This window comes from Halorhabdus sp. CBA1104, assembly GCF_009690625.1.
Lineage (GTDB): Archaea > Halobacteriota > Halobacteria > Halobacteriales > Haloarculaceae > Halorhabdus.
This window is the reverse complement of the sequence record NZ_CP033878.1, coordinates 2,565,925-2,582,964: the sequence shown is the minus strand read 5'-3', so window position 1 is coordinate 2,582,964 and position 17,040 is coordinate 2,565,925. Positions and strand designations below refer to the sequence as shown.

The following is a 17,040-nucleotide window of genomic DNA, read 5'->3' as shown; positions in this document are numbered from 1 at the left end:
CGTGTGACCAGGCCGCAACCGGTCGATCTTGTGGAAGTCGCACGCCTTATACCCGCTGCGGGCGTTCTATCGGTACGCGAATGATTTCGGAAGGCTGCGAACAGTGTGCCAAGGGCGGCAAAATGGTCATCTTCGTCTATGGCTACTGTGACCAGCGGGATTGTTTCTACTGTCCGCTCGGCGAGAACCGCAAGAACGTCACCGACGTCTACGCGAACGAGCGGAAAGTCGAGAAAGACCAAGATCTCATCGAGGAAGCAAAGCGCATGGATGCACTGGGTTCGTCGCTGACTGGCGGCGAACCCCAAGAGGTCATGGACCGTACCTGCCGGTACATCTCCCTGCTGAAGGAGGAGTTCGGCGAGGACCACCACATCCACCTCTATACGGGGATCACCGGCGGTCGAGAGAACATGCGCCGGCTCGCCGAGGCCGGACTCGACGAGATACGATTCCACCCGCCCCTGGACATGTGGGGAGACCTCCACGGCACCGAGTGGGAGGACATCCTCTATATCGCCCGTGAGGAGGGACTCACCCCGGCCTTCGAGATTCCGGGCATCCGGCCGGAAGACGAGTTCGTCACGTTCGTCGAGGAAGGGGCCGCCGAGTTCGTCAACGTCAACGAGTTCGAGATGAGCCAGGGCAACTTCCGGCGGATGCAAGAGAAAGGTTACGACCTCAAAGAGGACCACATGAGCGCGGTCGAGGGCAGCCACGACGTCCTTGACTCGATGGCGAAACACCCGAAAGTCTACTTCTGTACGTCGGTGTTCAAAGACGCTGCCCAGCACCGCAATCGCCTGAAACGGATGGCCAAAAACGTCCGGCGGCCCTTCGATGAGATCACCGACGACGGGACGCTCGTCTACGGGAAGACGTGGGCCGATCCGGACCGCTTCGAGGAGTTGGGCGTCCCCGAAGACTACTACGTCGTCAAATCCGAGCACGTCGAGGTCGCCTGGTGGCTCTTAGAGGAGATGATCGACGAAGGCGAGATCAATGAGGGAGAGGTCGTCGAGCAGTACCCGACCGTGGACGGACGGGTCGTCGAACGGACGCCGATATCCGAGATGGCCGCCGAGAGCGATGTCGTCAGCTCGGGGCGAGCGTAGCGAGGGCGCGTAGCGACCTCGGGATTGCGAGCGGGGAACACAGTGATCCGCGACCAGCAGCGAGGCTCAAGCGATCAGCGAGAGCGAGGCCTCGGACTAGGCGAGCGGTGGAAGCGTGAGTAGCGAGGTTCGAACGAAGTGACGAACCCCGGGGTTGTGAACGGGATAGCTTCTTAACAGTTCGAGACGCAGTGGAACGTGGATAGAGCCGAATGTACGAATCGATAGCCCAGGCGGTCCTGCCGATCGACATTCAGGTGTGGTACGTCCTCGTGTTCGGTCTCGCGGCCGTCGCCTGTCTGGTGAGTCTGCTCCGGGTTCGCAAAATCGAGCACACCGGAACACGACAGGGATTGTCGGCGCTCCTGGCGATGAGTGCCGTCTGGGCGCTGTCACACGTCGGCTATCTGTCGACGACGGACTACTGGACGGCCGTGGCGTTTCACGAAGTCGGCCTGTTGATGGGTATCGCAACGGTCGGGGCCTGGTTGTACTTCTGTTCGGCCTACACTGGGCGGTCGTTACACCACAATCCGCGGATCCGCCAGGTGGCGATCGCGATGTTCCTGACGATCGCCGCGATCAAACTCACGAATCACTGGCACGGGTTGTACTTCTCCGCAACGGCGACCACAGCGCCGTTTCCACACATCGCAATTTCGAACGGGATCCTCCACTGGACGGTCATGGGCGGGGCCTACGCGCTGGCGTCGGTCGGGTACTTCATGCTGTTCGAGCGCTTCCGACAGGTCAGCCACAACGCAGCGCCACTGGCCATCCTGGTCGCGCTGACGGGACTGCCGATCGGACTGGATATTCTCGGCTTGATTTCGCCGGCGTTGCTCGATATCACCTACGAACCGCTCGGCGTCGCTATCTTCGCGGTCGGGCTCATGTTCGTCTACGTCGCCCGGTTCGAGACGATTCGACTGGCCGGCGAAGGTGACGACCCGGTTGTGGTCCTCGACGAGCGCGATCGCGTCCAAGACTTCAATCGCGCGGCAGCACGGCTCTTGCCGGCGTTGACTGAAACAGAAGCCAGTGGCGGCGAGGTGCCGTTCGAGGAGATCGTTCCCGGGATCGCTGATCTACTGGCTGTCGAATCACCGATCATCGAACTGCAAAACGACAGTGAGACGCGGTACTACCGTGTCACCGAGCATCCGTTCTCGGCCGGTCGAACGACGCTTGGGCGAGGAATCGTGTTCAGCGACGTGACCCACCGAGAGCGCTATCGCAAAGAGCTCGAACGCCAAAACGATCGTCTCGAAGAGTTCGCCAGCATGCTCTCACACGACCTGCGCAATCCGCTCAACGTCGCCCAGGGCCGGCTCGAACTCGCCCGGGAAGACCGCGACGACGACCACCTCGAATCAGTCGCCGAGGCCCTCGATCGGATGGAAACACTCATCGAAGACGTGTTGGCGATCGCCAGGCAGGGTCAACCGGTCGATGAGAGAGAACCCGTCGATGTAGGACGGATCGCCCGCCAGGCCTGGGAGATGGTCGACACCCGGCAAGCCGACCTCCACGTGAGCGAGGGCACCACTGTCGAGGCTGATCCCGACCGCCTACAGCAGCTGCTAGAGAACCTCGTCCGCAATGCAGTCGAACACGGCGGAGAGGACGTGACAGTCACCGTCGGCCCACTCGAAGCGTCGGACGGGTTCTTCCTCGCCGACGACGGGAGCGGCATTGCACCCGAAGATCACGACGCGATCTTCGAATCGGGCTACACGACCGCCGAGGACGGGACGGGCTTCGGGCTAGCGATCGTCGAGCAGATCGTCGATGCCCACGGCTGGACGGTCGCGCTAGCGGACAGCCAGACGGGAACGCGCTTCGAGATCCAGACCTGAAAACGGGGCCGTCAGACGAGTAGCTGACGAACCTATTAGTCGGTGCCGTCCCCCGGTTGACGGTAATGGAAGACATCTTCGCGGACATGGCGGAAGTGACCGTCGAGTTCGACGAGGAGACGATCGAGGCTATCGAAGAGAAGGCATTCCAGGACCATCGAGACAACCGCGAAGCTGCGATCCGGGAGTGTCTCGACCAGTGGCTCAAACAGCGCGAGGAGTGAGCGAGAACGCATCCGTCGTCCGTTTCGATCACGCCTCGCTAAGAACCACCGAGTCGCAGCGACAGCCCGTTGGCGGCTAGTCGTCACAGTCTTATCGCACCCGCGGTAAGGCCCCATAATGAGCGACCTCCTCGTCACGGGCGGGCAGATACTCCGCCCGGACATGACGATCGAACGCGCTGATGTACTCCTCGATCAATCGACCGGTCGGATCGACGCGATCGGTGACGTCGGGCCCGCCGACGACGAACTCGACGCCGCGGGCGGGCTAGTCATCCCCGGGCTCGTCAACGCCCACACCCACGTCGCGATGACGTTGCTCCGAGGGGTGGCCGACGACAAGCCCTTAGACGCCTGGTTGCGAGAAGACATCTGGCCGGTCGAGGCCGAACTGACCGAAGCAGACGTTCGCGTCGGCGCGGAACTCGGACTGATCGAGATGATCAAATCCGGGACCACGGCGCTGTCGGACATGTACTTCGACATCGAAGAGATCGCCGCGGCCGTCGAACAGGCCGGCGTCCGTGCGCGACTCGGCTACACGGCCGTCACTGTCGGCAAGGACGACGAGGCAGCCCGAGCCGACGTCGAGCGGAGTCTCGAAGTCGCCCAGGAGTTCGACGGCGCGGCCGAAGGGCGGATTCGGACGACCTTCCAGCCCCACTCGCTGACGACCGTCGACGAAGCCTCTCTCCGGGAGTTCGTCCCGGCTGTCAACGAGGCGGGCCTGGCGACACACCTCCACGCCAACGAGACGCCCGACGAAGTTGGCCCGATCGTCGAGGCACACGGGATGCGGCCGCTGGCCTACGCCCAAGACATCGGATTGCTCGCGAGGGACACCTACGTCGCCCACGGCGTCCACGTCGACGACAGCGAGATCGAGTTGCTGGTCGAGACAGATACCGGCGTGGCCCACTGTCCGGCCTCGAACATGAAACTCGCCAGCGGCATGGCCCCCGTCCAGGACATGCTCGACGCTGGCGTCACCGTCGGCCTCGGCACCGACGGCGCGGCCTCGAACAACGATCTGGACATGTTCGACGAGATGCGCGATGCGGCCATGCTCGGGAAACTAGCCGCCGATGACGCCAGTGCCGTCGATGCCGCGAGCGTCGTCGAGATGGCGACCGCAAACGGGGCCGAGTTGCTCGGATTCGACTCGGGCCGCCTCGAAGCCGGCGCGAACGCCGATCTCGCCGTCATCGACCTCGACGCACCCCACCTGACGCCTGCCCACGACCTCCTCAGCCACCTCGCCTACGCCGTGCGGGGCAGCGACGTTCGTCACACCGTTGCCGACGGCCAGGTCCTCATGCGCGACCGCGAGGTCACGGTCTTCGACGAGGAGGCAGTACGCCGAGAAGCCACAGACCGGGCCGAGAAGTTGGTCGAGCGGGCCACGTGAGGCCGGACGGCCATATTTGTATCTACGACAAGATAAAGAAATAATCCTGTAAAAACTATACTAAACTCTTTTGGACGTTCTCAGCTGGTTTGAATTCTTCTGTACACAGGTCGAACGATCTGAACGGCATTCGGGGTATATGGCCCCGGAGCGGCCAGTTCAATCTGTAATGCGAACTCAGACCTTTGCCATCACCGCGGCTGTGTTAGTCGTGCTCTCGATGGCTGGCCCTGCATTGGCTGCCACCGAGGACGGCCTCGCAGTCGACGTGACACAGACGGATCGGACAGTGACAATCGACGTGACCGACAACGGCACGGCAGTCGCGAACGCGACTGTCGACGTGACGGTGCGCGACGTGATCGAGGACAGGGCGGAGACTGACGGGAACGAAACCACAAACGAGACCGCCACGGGTGACAACGAGACCGTCGACGAGACGAACGAAACTGAGCCCGTTGACACCGAGACGAACGTGAGTATCGGCGGCACGTACGAAACGGACGCAAACGGGACCGTTTCCCTGGGCACGCCCTCGGGTGACGTCCGCGTCAGCGTGACCGCGACCGTCGACAACCGAACGGTGTCGACGACGAGCACGCTCTATGCGGCCGGCGACGATGAGGCCGACGCGTTCGGGCAACGCGTCCAGGCGTTCGTCCACGGACTGCTAGCAGACGGCGAGAACGGCCCCGGTGTGGGCCAGGCAGTGGCTGAATTTGTCACCGAGAACAATCCCGGCGCGGACAACCGACCCGACCACGCTGGCCCGCCAGCCCACGCCGGCCCTGACAACGAGACGGCCGACGACGCCGACGATGACGACCGTCGTGGCCCGCCCGAACACGCCGGCCCCGACGGTGAGAGCAGCGACGATAGGGCTGGCGATGACGGAGACGAACGAGAGGGGGAAGAAGCAAAAGCAGACGAGAACGAAGCAGACGAGAACGAAGCAGAAGCAGACGAAGCTGTAGCGGACGAACGGGAGGCTGCCGAACCAGAGAACGATGACGACGAGGACGAAGACGATGAGAGCGACCAGCGTGGCCCGCCCGAACACGCCGGCCCCCCGAACTGACGCACACTACTTGCGGCCACTCTCCGCGACCGCTTCGGTAGCGTTTTCCCAGTTTGGATCGATAACTCGAACATGAGTCAACCGATCAGCGAGCGAGTCGACGACCCAAATGCCAAGCGCGAAGCTGGCCGCCGGAAAATCGAGTGGGCACGCGAGCACATGCCGATCTGTGCGACCCTCCGCGAGGAATTCGAGGCCGAACAGCCCCTTGCCGGCGAGACGGTCGGGATGGCGATGCACGTCGAAGCGACCACCGCAGTCCTGGCCGAGACGATCGCCGCCGGTGGGGCCGAGGTCGCCATCACGGGCTGTAATCCGCTCTCGACCCACGACGACGTCAGCGTCGCCCTCGACGCCCAGGAATCGATTACCTCTTATGCCGAGCGTGGCGTCGAGGACGAAGCCTACTACGGCGCGATCGACGCCGTCCTCGAACACGAACCGACGATCACGGTCGACGACGGCGCGGACCTTGTGTTCCGCGTTCACGAGGAGTACCCGGAGCTCATCGACTCGATCGTCGGCGGGTGTGAGGAGACGACCACGGGCGTCCACCGCTTGCGGTCGATGGACGACGACGGGGCCTTGGAATACCCGATGTTCGCCGTCAACGACACGCCGATGAAGCGGCTGTTCGACAACGTCCACGGGACCGGCGAGTCGAGCCTCGTCTCGATCGAACTGACGACGAACCTCTCGATCGCCGGCAAGACGGTCGTCGTCGGCGGATACGGTCAGTGTGGGAAAGGCGTCGCCACGAAGGCCCGCGGGATGAACGCCGACGTGATCGTCACCGAGATCGAGCCCCGGCAGGCCCTGAAAGCACACATGGAGGGCTTTCGCGTCATGCCGATGGCCGAGGCCGCAAAAGAAGGCGATATCTTCGTGACGACGACGGGCAACCGGGACGTGATCACCCGCGAAGACTTCGAGCAGATGGACGACGGCGTCATTCTGTCCAACGCCGGCCACTTCGACGTCGAGATCAACCTCGAAGACCTGAAAGACATGGCCGAGGAGGTCGTCGACGCACGGGACGGCGTTCGTGGGTACGTCCTGCCCGACGGCCGGCAGTTGAACGTCCTCGCCGAGGGACGCCTCGTCAATCTCGCCTCACCAGTCGCCGAGGGCCACCCCGTCGAAGTCATGGACCAGAGCTTCGCGATCCAAGCCGTCAGCGCCCGTGAGATGGTACAAAACGGCGACGAATACGGGGCCGGCGTCCACAACGTCCCCGATCGCCTCGACCGGGAAGTCGCGGAGGTCAAACTCGACGCCGAAGGTGTCCGCTTCGACGAGTTGACCGACGCACAGCGTGAGTACATGGAGTCCTGGCAGCACGGCACCTGATCGGCGAGAGTCCGTCTTTCGGACGTGGAAGCATCGACACCAGAACGAAAGAAACCACAGTACGTCTCTCTCCGAAAGAGCCCACAGAGTCGGTACAACAGCGGCTGAGTGCTGGGCGTCAGGCGTCTCGCCAGGTGGCGAACGCGTCGAGCGCCCGACCACGATGGGACAGTTCGTTCTTCTCGGCGGGTGTCCGTTCGGCGAAGGTTCGCCCGTCGACCTCGAAGATCGGATCGTAGCCAAAGCCACCCCCACCCCGCGGCGGGACGATCCGTCCCTCGATACGGCCCGCAAAGAGTGCAACCGGGAGATCACCCTCGCGGACGGTGGGGGCCTCTAAATCGGAGCCGTCGCAGTAAGCGACCACTGATCGGAACGCAGCACGGTGGTCGTCTTCCGGTTCGACCAGATCCCAGACGCGCTCGATACCGAGGGTGTCCTCGACGTACGCCGAGTACGGCCCCGGGAACCCATCGAACACGTCGACGAACAGGCCGGCGTCCTCGACAACGACCGGCGCGTCGACCTCGCGATAGGCGGCACGAGCGCCGTGGGCCGCGATCGCACCGAGATCGGCACTCTGGATTTCAGTGTAGTCGTAGGCGAACTGTTTGACCTCCTCGTCGAGATAGTCCCGGGCCTCCCGGACTTTCCCCTCGTTACCCGTGACGAACCGAAGCATGGCTGGGCGATTGGGCCCACCCACAAAAGGTGCGTCGGTCCCTACTCGACCATCACTTCGACGGGTTCGTCGGCGTCGTGTGCGTCCTCGTCGGTCGATTCCGCGTCGTCCTCGCCGGACTGCTGGTAGAACAACAGGCCGGCGAGGCCAACGACGAGCCACGAACGCCAGTTCGCCAGGTTGAGCGTGTAGCCGATACCGAAGGGTTTCTCGACGAGCATCCCCTCGCCGGGTTGCCAGTAGGCGGACAGCAACCGCTTCATGCTCGGTCGCTCGAAGTTGTACGGAATGCCGAACAGTTCCCCGGACTGCGGTCTATCTGCCATAGGCGTCGCTACGATTGGCGTCGTTAAGTCGTTTGTCCCCTCTGGGCGTCGCTCAAGGGCGGTGGCGGAACGTGACGACAGTCCGGACCTCCTCGCCACCCTCGATGGATTCGGTCGTCACGTCGACACCCATGACGGCGTCCTCGCCGGCCACGTCGGCCGGGATCGATCGGAGTTCGGTCGCCGCCGCGTCGGCCTCACGGAGGGCGACGCGGACCTGCTGTCGGTTCGTACTCACGTCTTCGACCGTGTAGTCCTGCTCCTCGAAAGCCGCCTTGAGTGTTGCCAGTAACTCGTCCATAGTGACTGTCCGTCCGGACGGAGTAAAAACATCGGGGACCGTACGCCGTCGCCACGGGGGAGACGCTGCCGTCGTCAGTGCAACACCGCGAGGGGACTCACTGATACCGGCCGCGGCCTTCGATCTCTCGGAGACGATCGATGACAGTCTGTGCTCGCTCGCCGGTCTCACGATACGCGTCTTCGGCGGCGACTCGCAACTGCTCGGCGTCGTCGACCGTCCCCGACAGTGACTGAGAGAAGACGTGGAGGTCCATCGCGTAATCTTCCGCGTGATCGGTGTAGTATCCCAGCCCGAAGTCGATCAGGTAGGTCCGTTCGTCCTGCTCGTGGCGCCGGTTGTCACCGCTCGCCCATCCGGCGGCACTCTGTTCGCTCGCGCTGCCCGCGACCCTGACGTTGCGCGTCGTCGGGTCGCCGTGGACGAACCCCGCATCGTGGATCGTCGCCAGATGGCGGCCAACGTCACGCACGCGCTTGGCAGTCAGTTCCGCACGCAGGTCCCGCTCCCCGACGTACTCGAGCACCAGCGTTCCCGCCTGCGGATCGACGTCGTAGACGACCGGCGTCGGCACGCCCACACGCCGGGCCTCGCTGGTCAGTCGCGCCTCCTCGCGAGTCCGCTGGGTACGCAACCGGCCATCGAGCGTCGAGTGGCGGTAGCTCCGGGGGTGGCGCTGCTTGTGCACGCGCCCGTCCTCGACGGTGACGGTCGCTTCGGCACCCTGGACCGTTTGGCTAGCTATCGCTCCACCCCAGGAGCCAACGGTCTCGCCGGACCGCCAACTGACAGAGACGTCATCCGGGCGAAAGTCCGGCCGGACCGTCGAGGACTCGATCGACAACGTGTCGCCCGCGGCGTACATCTTCGCACCGAGGACGGCGATCATACCCGCGTTGTCCCGGAGAAATCGGGGCTCGGGCGCATAAAAGTCCGCGCCGCGTTGCTCACACATTGCGCCGAGCATCTCCCGGAGGCGATCGTTCTGGCCGACGCCACCGCCGAGTACGAGTTCGTCGGCGTCTGTCAACGAGAGAGCGCGCTCGCTGACTTCCGTCAACATCGCGAAGATATTCTCCTGCAGGGAATAGCAGACGTCTTCGACCGCCGCGCCACCATCGACGGCTTGTTTGGCGGCACTCATGATCCCCGAAAACGAGAAGTCCATCCCCTTGACGACGTAGGGGAGATCGACGTACGACCCCGACTTGGCGTGGGCCTCGACTTTCGGGCCACCAGGGTGTGACCAGCCCAGGTGCCGGGTGAACTTGTCGATGGCGTTGCCGACGCCGGTGTCCATCGTCTCACCCAGCACGCGATACCGGCCGTTTCGATACCCCAGGACGTGGGCGTTGGCCCCCGAGGCGTTCAGACAGACCGGCGACTCGAAGCCAGACTGGTGGCGACCGATTTCGAGATGGGCAACCATGTGATTGACCCCGACCAATGGCACGTCCAGACGCTGGGCCACCGCCCGGGCGGCCGTCGCGACGATCCGCAGACACGGGCCGAGCCCTGGCCCACGGGAAAACGCAACGGCGTCGATAGGGGCCTCGGGATCGTTGTCCGCGGCCACGGCCTGCTTGCGGGCGTGCTCGAGTGCCTGCTCGACGACCTGCGGGATTGCCGACTGCATATGCTCGGCGGCCTCTCGGGGGTGAATGCCGCCGCTATCCGGCTCGTAGGCATCAGTCTGGATAGTGACGTCGTTACTGGTGACGTCGTAGACGGCCGCGCTCGCGGCCCAGGCCGTTCCCTCGATGCCGAGTATCCGCGTCGGGGCGTCTTCGCCGTCGGTCGAGACCATTCGATCTGTCGAGGCTCCGTGACCGACGGAAAAGACGACTTCGATCCGTCTCGACGCACTCGATCAGCACTACCGGGGCTACGGGAAGTGAAAAAACAGCGAATACGGGCGACTAACGGCCCGTTAGTGCCACTCGGTGTAGCCACAGCGGCCACAGTGTGTGCGGTCGCTGTGCTCGGCGAGGAACGCGTCGCCACACCGCGGACAGGTCTCTTGATCGGTCGTGCCGTCTTCGTTGTAGAAGTCGTATCGCGCCATCTCAGGCCTCCTCCGCCTCGGTGTCGCCGTCTTCGAGGAGGATCTTGTTCCGTTCGAGCATGTGCTCTTGTTCGACCTCACGGGCGAACTCCGGGTCGTCGTAGACTTTCGCGTACCCGACGGTCTTGCGCATGCCGTACTTCGTGTTCAGCTCGTGGACGACGACTTCTTCGGCGTCTTTGTTCAACATCGCCGCCAGGGAGTCCCGCACGGAGAGCCGCGACGGCGTCGCCTCCTCGTGAACGACTTCGAAACGGACGTCGGTCCGATGCAGCATCGGATTGTCCTCTTCTTCGATGATCTCGATGTCCATGGTTCGTTACTCATTATTCCCCCACAAGCGTGTATAAGGATTTCGAAGCGTCCGGTTTCCGCCCGGCGAATGGCCACCACACTACCGGCCCCCGTGCAGTCACCCGATCGGAGCGGCGAGGTCGGCGATCAGTCCGCTCACGCTGTCGTCGCGAACTCGGCCAGCAATCGCGATAAGTGGATCCGATCGTCGGTACCCGTCCCAAGAGCCAGGTCGACGTCGCCGGCGAGTGTGTGCAGCCTGGCGAGTCGCTGGCCAGTGTATCGCGACCGCCCGACCCGGAGGATCGCCGCCAGGACCTCGACGCCGCTGTGGCCCTCGTCGATCAGTAGCTCGTCGAGTTCTGAGCGGGCGTCACGGAACTGTCCCTCCTCGGCAGCAGTCAACATGCGTTCGACGCGATCGTCGGTCTGGACATCGCCGAGGGCCTCGTAGGCGGCCGCCATCGTGATTTCACCCTCGTTTTCGTAGGTCGTCTGTGCACCCAGGATCGCCTGCCGGAGGTCGCCGTCGGCGTACCCCGCGACGTATTCGAGCCCTTCGTCGTCGTATGTCGCCCCTTCACGCTCAGCGATCCGCCCGAGGACGGTCTCGATTTCGTCGTGGGTCGGTTCCCGGACCGTGACGGGAAAACATCGCGAGCGGATCGGCGGGATCAGCGTCGAAGACTGGCGGGTCGCGATGACGAACTGCGTCGCCTCGTAGTACTGCTCCATGACCCGCCGGAGGGCCTGCTGGAAGTCCGCACGCATCCGCTCGGCGTTGTCGAGCAAGATCGTCTTGTAGGACCCCGAAACCGGCGCGTAACTCGCCGATTCCTTGAGGACGTGATTGATCAGGTCGGCCTTCGAGGACTCCCGCCTGCGTTTTGGCGTGATGAATCGTTCGAACCGAGGGTCGTCGGACAGTTCACTCTTGGTCAGATCGAAGAAGTCGGCGACGTTGATCTCGATGAGGTCGGCGTCGTGATCTTCGTGGGCCTCCCTGGCAAAGGCCCGGACAGCCGCGGTTTTGCCCGCACCAGCCGGGCCGTGGACCAGCAGGTTCATCGGCTCGTCGAGTGCCCCGCGCAACTGTTCGCGCACCGCCGGCTGGGGCAACTCCGCGATCGTCGGCGCGTGTCGCTCGGTCCACAGCGGCCCGTCCATCGGCTCTCAGTAGGTGCCCCCCCGACAAGTATTCCGCGATCGACCCAGGAGAGTACGGGCCGTCACTCGTATCGTAGTGCTTCGATCGGATCGACACGCGCCGCCCGCCAGGCAGGGTACAGGCCGGCAACGATCCCGATCGAGATACCCATGACGATAGCGATTGTAACCCAGTCGAGAGGGATCGTGAATCCGACCGCTGCGTAGGTGGCCCCCACGTATCCAACACCGAGTCCGAGCGGAATCCCGATCGCGGCCCCGGCCGATCCGAGCAGCACGGATTCGGCCAGGAACAGTCCGATGATCTCCCGGTTGGTCGCCCCCATCGACTTCATAATCCCGATCTCGTTGGTCCGTTCGGTGACGCTAACGAGCATGATGTTGGCGATCCCGAACGCGCCGACGACCAGCGCCAGTACCCCGATGCCCGTGATCAACCGGGTGATATCCTGCAGTACCGCCTCGATCCCACCGACGACGTCCTCCGTCGACTGGACGGTCACTTCGCCGTCGGTGCCGAGAAGTTGGATCGCGTCTGATTCTGTTTGCATGTAGGTCTCGATGGCGTCCCGGACCGCAGAGACACGACCCGCGTCGACGACGATTGTCACCTGCGAGTACGCCCGCTGATCGATGCCAAGCGTCGGAGACTCCTGGACGGTTCGGTAGTGGGGATCGACTGGGACGTAAAATTCCGGCCCTGGCGGCCCGAAAGCGGTCAGGCCACCGCGTGCCCCAGTGGTAATCCCGACGACGGTGAACGACGTCGGTTCCTCGCCGACGCGCTCGATCGTGCTGCCGACAGTCACGTTGGGCTCGAATTGCTCGGCTGCGATCTCGTTGAGGACGATCTCGTTGTCACCCGATTCGAACGCCCGCCCCTCGACGATCGACTCCGCGAAGGCGTTGGCAGTCGTCGCCGTCAGACCGTCGATCGACACTGTGTCGTTTGCGTACCTGAGCGCAGACACACTGACAGAGCCACGGGGGATCACAGCTCTGGTGCCATCGATGGCCTCGATCTGTTCGAGGTCGTGTGTCGTGACAACTGGGCGTGTAAACCCAGTCCCTGCCCCAGGTGGGCCAGAGCCAGAGAGGAACCCGCCCCCGGAGGCGATGTAGACTTCGCTGGCCGACGTTGACTGAAACTCCCCGACGACATCGGTCTGGACACTGGCCCCGAAGCTCGCGAACGCGACGACCGTCGCGATACCGATGACGATCCCGACGACGGTGAGTGCCGATCTGAGTCGATGCCCGGTGATCGCCCGGACGGCCATCCGAATGCCCTCCCGCCAGTCCATCAATCCGCACCTCCGAGGGACTCGGTTCGCTCACGGACGCCGTCCCGGACGTGGACGATCCGGTCGGCATGTTCGGCGATCCGGCGTTCGTGGGTCACCAGCAGAATCGTGTTGCCCGACGCGTGGGCGTCTGCGAACAGCGACATGATCTCCTCGCCAGTCTCAGTGTCGACGTTCCCGGTCGGTTCGTCGGCTAAGACGAGGGCTGGCTCGGCCGCAAGCGCCCTCGCGATGGCGACACGCTGGCGTTGTCCCCCACTGAGTTCCTGTGGCATGTGATCGAGTCGATCGCCGAGGCCGACCTGTTTGAGTAGCGTCTCGGCACGCTCGGTGCGCTCGGATCGCGCCCACTCGGCGAACACGAGTGGGAGTGCCACGTTCTCCGTGGCTGTCAGTCGGGGCATGAGGTTGAACGTCTGGAAGATGAAGCCGATCTCGGTACCACGAAGCTGTGCTCGCCCACGTTCCGACAGCTCCGCGACGTCCACCCCGTCGACGCGAACGGTCCCAGCCGTGGGCGTATCGAGAGCGCCAACGAGATTCAACAACGTGCTCTTCCCGGAGCCGCTTGGCCCCATAACTGCCGTATACGAGCCGGGCGCCAGCGTCAGGTCGAGGCCGTCTAAGGCCGTCACCGTCCCACCGAGTTCGTACTCCTTGCGAACCCCGGTAAGGGAGACGACCGACTCGGGGTCCGTGGTAGTGTCCATACAGCCGATAGGTGAGGGAAGCGTATGTATCTTTGATCGAAGCCGCGTAGTGCCGCCGTACCACCGCTTAAGTGTCTCAAGCCCGTGATTTGGGTAATGGCCATTCGATCCAGAGGGGGAATCCGCCTCGTTGCCTTCAGCGCACTCGTGGTCGGAATCCTCGGTATGGCGGCCGTCGCCGGGTTCGCCATCGCCGACGACACGCCAACCGGCGAGGCTGTCCTCTCGAACGCCGAGGAACAGTACCAGTCGGCGGAGTCGATCCTCGTCGAAGCGACCGTGACTGTCGAACACAACGACACAGTCGAAGACGTGTCTATCACCTCGATCGCGACAGCGGACGGCCTGGTCCGTGCGAACGTCTCAGACGGACCACGATACGTCCGCACCGGCTACGACGGCACGACGGCGTGGCTAGAGAGTTCCCGGATGGATGCCCCGATCGTGCTGTCAGGTGATCTCTCGGCGGGCACTGTCTCGGGGATCGGCACGGACGCCACGCTCCCGATACTCGAGACGGTCGCTCTTGGAGACGGCACCGAATCGAGCACCTGGAGTGACGGTATCGAGACCGCCTCCGGAGAGTCGGTGCAGACCGCCGTCAACTGGAGTGCCTTACACGAGAACGGGGCCCGGAGCGTGATCCCAGCCGAATGGAACGACAGTGCGCTCGGGGAGCGGAACTGGAGCCACGGTCCGAAAGACGGCAACTGGAGTGAGACGGCACGGCGACTTGCCGAGTCGAAGCGCTCTATTTCGACGCTCTTGGCCGAGACGAATCTGACTGCCAAACGGGTCGAAACGACGACTGTAGACGGCCACGACGTCCACGTCGTCACGATCACAGCCCCAGAACACGACGGGAAACTCACGGTATGGGTCCAGACTGACGACGCGACAGTCGTGAAACAAGAAGTGACGACGCCACACGTGACGGTGACGGTCGATATGGAAACGACGTTCGACATCTCACCGGCCACCAGTACGTTCCAACCGCCAACTGCGGGGGCCAGCGAGAGAGCTGTGGACTCGGTCGCAGATCTACGAGCGATAGCTGACGTGCCGGTCGCTGTCCCTGGCGACCGATGGGACCTGGCCGAAGGGGCCGCCCTCCAGAGTCCAGTGTCCGTGGTCGCCGGCCAGTACACGGCCGACGGTGACTCGATCACGATTCTCCAATCCGAATCAGCGCTCCCCGCCACGAACACGACAGAGAGCCGAACGCTCGAAGTCGACGAGCGGACAGTGACCGTCACTACAGTCCCGGACGAGCAAGCAGAAGAGACGTGGCTCGAACTGGACGGAGGCACGGTCACACAGTGGACGAGCGACGGCCAGACGGTCGTCGTGGCCGGCGACCTCACGCAGGAAGCACTCCTCAATGTCGTCGAAGGAGTCGAGGTCGACGCGGCCCGATAGCGCCGACCGAACAGAGTCAGCCCCGGCGTCACTGCCCGTCGGTCGTCCTCCGCTTTTATAAGGATGGAGTATATATAAATCGACATGGAGCAAGGGTTATTCGTCGTCATCGAGAGGAGCGATGCGGAACAGGAATTGTTAGCAGAGGCCGCCGCCTTCAGCGAGTGTGAAGACTCACCACTCGTCGTACTGCGACTGCTGACCTCTGAAGACGTCGAAGCGGTCGAGTCGACGGAGCTGACGAGTGACATCGACCGGGCCCAATTCGAGGATCCGGTCGACCACCAGTTCGAGGAGGAGACAACGGCCTTCGTGGAGGACTCACTCGACGGGGCCGAGCCGACCCACGAGGTCGATATCCGGATCGGATCCGAAGGCGATCGGGCGAGGGCCATCCTCGATGCGGCGGCGGATCACGACTGCGACCACGTGTTCCTCGTAGGCAAACGACGCTCGCCGACCGGAAAAGCGCTCTTTGGCGACCTGACCCAGGAAATCATCCTGGATTTCGATGGCTCGATCACGCTCTCGATGGAGTGAATGCAGATTGCCGGCTGAATCGAGCAAGCTAGTGTGATCGAGCCGCCAGTTCGGAAGCTTGCCCTGACGGTTTTTATGCGATCGGAGCCCACAAGCGTGTATGCAGCGGATCGTCTCGCTGGCCCCGAGTGCCACGGCAATCGTCCGGGCGCTGGGTCGCGACGAGCAACTGGTCGGCGTCACAGCCCATTGCGGGCTCGAAGAGGTATCTCAGATCGGCGGGTGGCTGAACCCGGACGTTGGAGCCATCGCCGAGCTGGATCCAGACCTGCTCCTCACGAACGACTCATTACAGGCAGAGTTGCGAGACGAGCTGCGCGACCGCGGGTTCGATGTCGCTCACGAGGAGCCGACCACTCTCGATGACGTCTTGACCTCGTTTCGGACGATTGGTGACGCGATCGGCCGGCCGGACCGCGGGGCACGTCTCGAACAGCGCGCCAGGGAGTACGTCGCGGCAGTCGACGCGGCGACGCCCGACGGCGAGGATCGGCCGGTCGTCTACTGTGAAGAATGGGGAGAGCCACCGATGGCCGCCGGCAACTGGGTGCCAGAGGCCGTCCGCGTCGCCGGCGGTCGCTATCCGTTCGTCGAGTCGGGCGAGCGCTCCCGGGAGATCACCGGGACGACAGTCGAAGACGTCGATCCCGATCACGCGATCGTCCACCACTGTGGAGCCGCCGAACCGACGGTCGCTCCGCTGGAAGCGCGCGACTGGGAGATCGACGCGACGCTGCAGGCGATCGACGACTCACTGCTGAATCAGCCCAGCCCGACCCTGCTTGCGGGAATCGAGCGATTGGCGAGGGTGATTGGCGGGGTGGCTCCCGGCGAGTTGCCCCGCAAGCCCCGCACAGTCGACGGCTGAGCTTCGTCCTCGCTTCTGTCGCCGGTGAGCGCTTCCTGGGGTGTGTTGCTCCCAGACAGGCCCAACAGGAGCCAGGCGATCGAGAACACGGCGCCGAAGACACAACCCCCATCGCAAGCGTTGTCCCGGTCAGTGCAATCACGACACGGTGATCCTGCGCCCACAGGTGCTGGCGGTACAATGAGCTGGCTGAGAGTGAGCGAAACGTCCAGATTCGAGATCGACGGGCGACGTCCCACCAAACCCGCGAGGCGAGACTCTGGAGCGTCATACTTGGTACATCGAACGACGACAACAGGGCAGAAGAAGATGCGCCGGCCGGGAGTGAGC

Annotated in this window: 18 protein-coding genes; 9 read left to right on the top strand and 9 right to left on the bottom strand. The window is 63.7% G+C overall.

Going from position 1 to position 17,040, the window contains the following annotated elements; translation table 11 throughout:
• Nucleotides 1–80: 80 nt before the first annotated feature.
• The 6 genes from Hrd1104_RS12795 to Hrd1104_RS12770 all read left to right on the top strand — a co-directional run bounded on the left by Hrd1104_RS12795 (nucleotide 81) and on the right by Hrd1104_RS12770 (nucleotide 7,034).
• Nucleotides 81–1,115, top strand: coding sequence for a radical SAM protein (locus Hrd1104_RS12795; protein ID WP_154553126.1), 1,035 nt, complete (start codon nucleotides 81–83; stop codon nucleotides 1,113–1,115).
• A gap of 212 nt (nucleotides 1,116–1,327) precedes the next feature.
• A complete protein-coding gene (locus Hrd1104_RS12790) occupies nucleotides 1,328–2,974 on the top strand; it encodes an ATP-binding protein (RefSeq protein ID WP_154553125.1) in 1,647 nt (548 codons plus the stop codon).
• A 65-nt stretch (nucleotides 2,975–3,039) separates the two neighbouring features.
• Nucleotides 3,040–3,198 (top strand): ribbon-helix-helix protein, CopG family, encoded by a 159-nt coding sequence (locus Hrd1104_RS12785; RefSeq protein ID WP_154553124.1) that lies wholly within the window; start codon nucleotides 3,040–3,042, stop codon nucleotides 3,196–3,198.
• A 118-nt stretch (nucleotides 3,199–3,316) separates the two neighbouring features.
• Entirely contained in the window at nucleotides 3,317–4,606 is a 1,290-nt protein-coding gene (locus Hrd1104_RS12780; protein ID WP_154553123.1) for an amidohydrolase, read from the top strand.
• 169 nt (nucleotides 4,607–4,775) lie between these two features.
• Nucleotides 4,776–5,684 (top strand): hypothetical protein, encoded by a 909-nt coding sequence (locus tag Hrd1104_RS12775; RefSeq protein ID WP_154553122.1) that lies wholly within the window; start codon nucleotides 4,776–4,778, stop codon nucleotides 5,682–5,684.
• A 72-nt stretch (nucleotides 5,685–5,756) separates the two neighbouring features.
• Nucleotides 5,757–7,034, top strand: a complete 1,278-nt coding sequence (locus tag Hrd1104_RS12770; RefSeq protein WP_154553121.1) for an adenosylhomocysteinase — start codon at nucleotides 5,757–5,759, stop codon at nucleotides 7,032–7,034.
• Nucleotides 7,035–7,152: 118 nt separating this feature from the next.
• Here Hrd1104_RS12770 and rdgB read toward each other — a convergent pair whose 3' ends face one another.
• The 9 genes from rdgB to Hrd1104_RS12725 form a co-directional block, all read right to left on the bottom strand.
• On the bottom strand, nucleotides 7,153–7,716 hold the full coding sequence (rdgB, locus tag Hrd1104_RS12765; protein ID WP_154553120.1) for an RdgB/HAM1 family non-canonical purine NTP pyrophosphatase: 564 nt from the start codon (nucleotides 7,714–7,716) through the stop codon (nucleotides 7,153–7,155).
• Nucleotides 7,717–7,757: 41 nt separating this feature from the next.
• A complete protein-coding gene (locus Hrd1104_RS12760) occupies nucleotides 7,758–8,042 on the bottom strand; it encodes a DUF5808 domain-containing protein (protein ID WP_154553119.1) in 285 nt (94 codons plus the stop codon).
• A 52-nt stretch (nucleotides 8,043–8,094) separates the two neighbouring features.
• Nucleotides 8,095–8,343, bottom strand: a complete 249-nt coding sequence (locus Hrd1104_RS12755; protein WP_154553118.1) for a hypothetical protein — start codon at nucleotides 8,341–8,343, stop codon at nucleotides 8,095–8,097.
• Nucleotides 8,344–8,440: 97 nt separating this feature from the next.
• Nucleotides 8,441–10,150, bottom strand: coding sequence for a bifunctional N(6)-L-threonylcarbamoyladenine synthase/serine/threonine protein kinase (locus tag Hrd1104_RS12750; protein WP_154553117.1), 1,710 nt, complete (start codon nucleotides 10,148–10,150; stop codon nucleotides 8,441–8,443).
• A 123-nt stretch (nucleotides 10,151–10,273) separates the two neighbouring features.
• On the bottom strand, nucleotides 10,274–10,408 hold the full coding sequence (locus tag Hrd1104_RS12745; protein ID WP_154553116.1) for a 30S ribosomal protein S27ae: 135 nt from the start codon (nucleotides 10,406–10,408) through the stop codon (nucleotides 10,274–10,276).
• A 1-nt stretch (nucleotide 10,409) separates the two neighbouring features.
• Nucleotides 10,410–10,721 (bottom strand): 30S ribosomal protein S24e, encoded by a 312-nt coding sequence (locus Hrd1104_RS12740; protein ID WP_154553115.1) that lies wholly within the window; start codon nucleotides 10,719–10,721, stop codon nucleotides 10,410–10,412.
• A 137-nt stretch (nucleotides 10,722–10,858) separates the two neighbouring features.
• A complete protein-coding gene (locus Hrd1104_RS12735; protein ID WP_154553114.1) occupies nucleotides 10,859–11,869 on the bottom strand; it encodes an AAA family ATPase in 1,011 nt (336 codons plus the stop codon).
• Nucleotides 11,870–11,931: 62 nt separating this feature from the next.
• The gene (locus tag Hrd1104_RS12730; RefSeq protein ID WP_154553113.1) at nucleotides 11,932–13,173 is read right to left on the bottom strand and encodes an ABC transporter permease; all 1,242 of its coding nucleotides are present in this window, start codon (nucleotides 13,171–13,173) and stop codon (nucleotides 11,932–11,934) included.
• Nucleotides 13,173–13,883 carry an ABC transporter ATP-binding protein gene (locus tag Hrd1104_RS12725; protein ID WP_154553112.1) on the bottom strand — a complete coding sequence of 237 codons (711 nt, stop codon included), beginning with the start codon at nucleotides 13,881–13,883 and terminating at the stop codon, nucleotides 13,173–13,175. Before Hrd1104_RS12725 ends, Hrd1104_RS12730 begins: the two co-directional genes overlap by 1 nt.
• A 96-nt stretch (nucleotides 13,884–13,979) precedes the next feature.
• On the opposite strand from Hrd1104_RS12725, the gene Hrd1104_RS12720 reads away from it, so the two are divergent.
• From Hrd1104_RS12720 to Hrd1104_RS12710, 3 genes are all read left to right on the top strand, one after another.
• On the top strand, nucleotides 13,980–15,302 hold the full coding sequence (locus tag Hrd1104_RS12720; protein ID WP_154553111.1) for a hypothetical protein: 1,323 nt from the start codon (nucleotides 13,980–13,982) through the stop codon (nucleotides 15,300–15,302).
• Between the two features lie 84 nt (nucleotides 15,303–15,386).
• Nucleotides 15,387–15,842: a universal stress protein gene (locus tag Hrd1104_RS12715; protein WP_154553110.1), complete on the top strand. Its 456-nt coding sequence runs from the start codon at nucleotides 15,387–15,389 to the stop codon at nucleotides 15,840–15,842.
• Nucleotides 15,843–15,942: 100 nt separating this feature from the next.
• A complete protein-coding gene (locus Hrd1104_RS12710) occupies nucleotides 15,943–16,710 on the top strand; it encodes a helical backbone metal receptor (protein WP_154553109.1) in 768 nt (255 codons plus the stop codon).
• Nucleotides 16,711–17,040 lie beyond the last annotated feature (330 nt).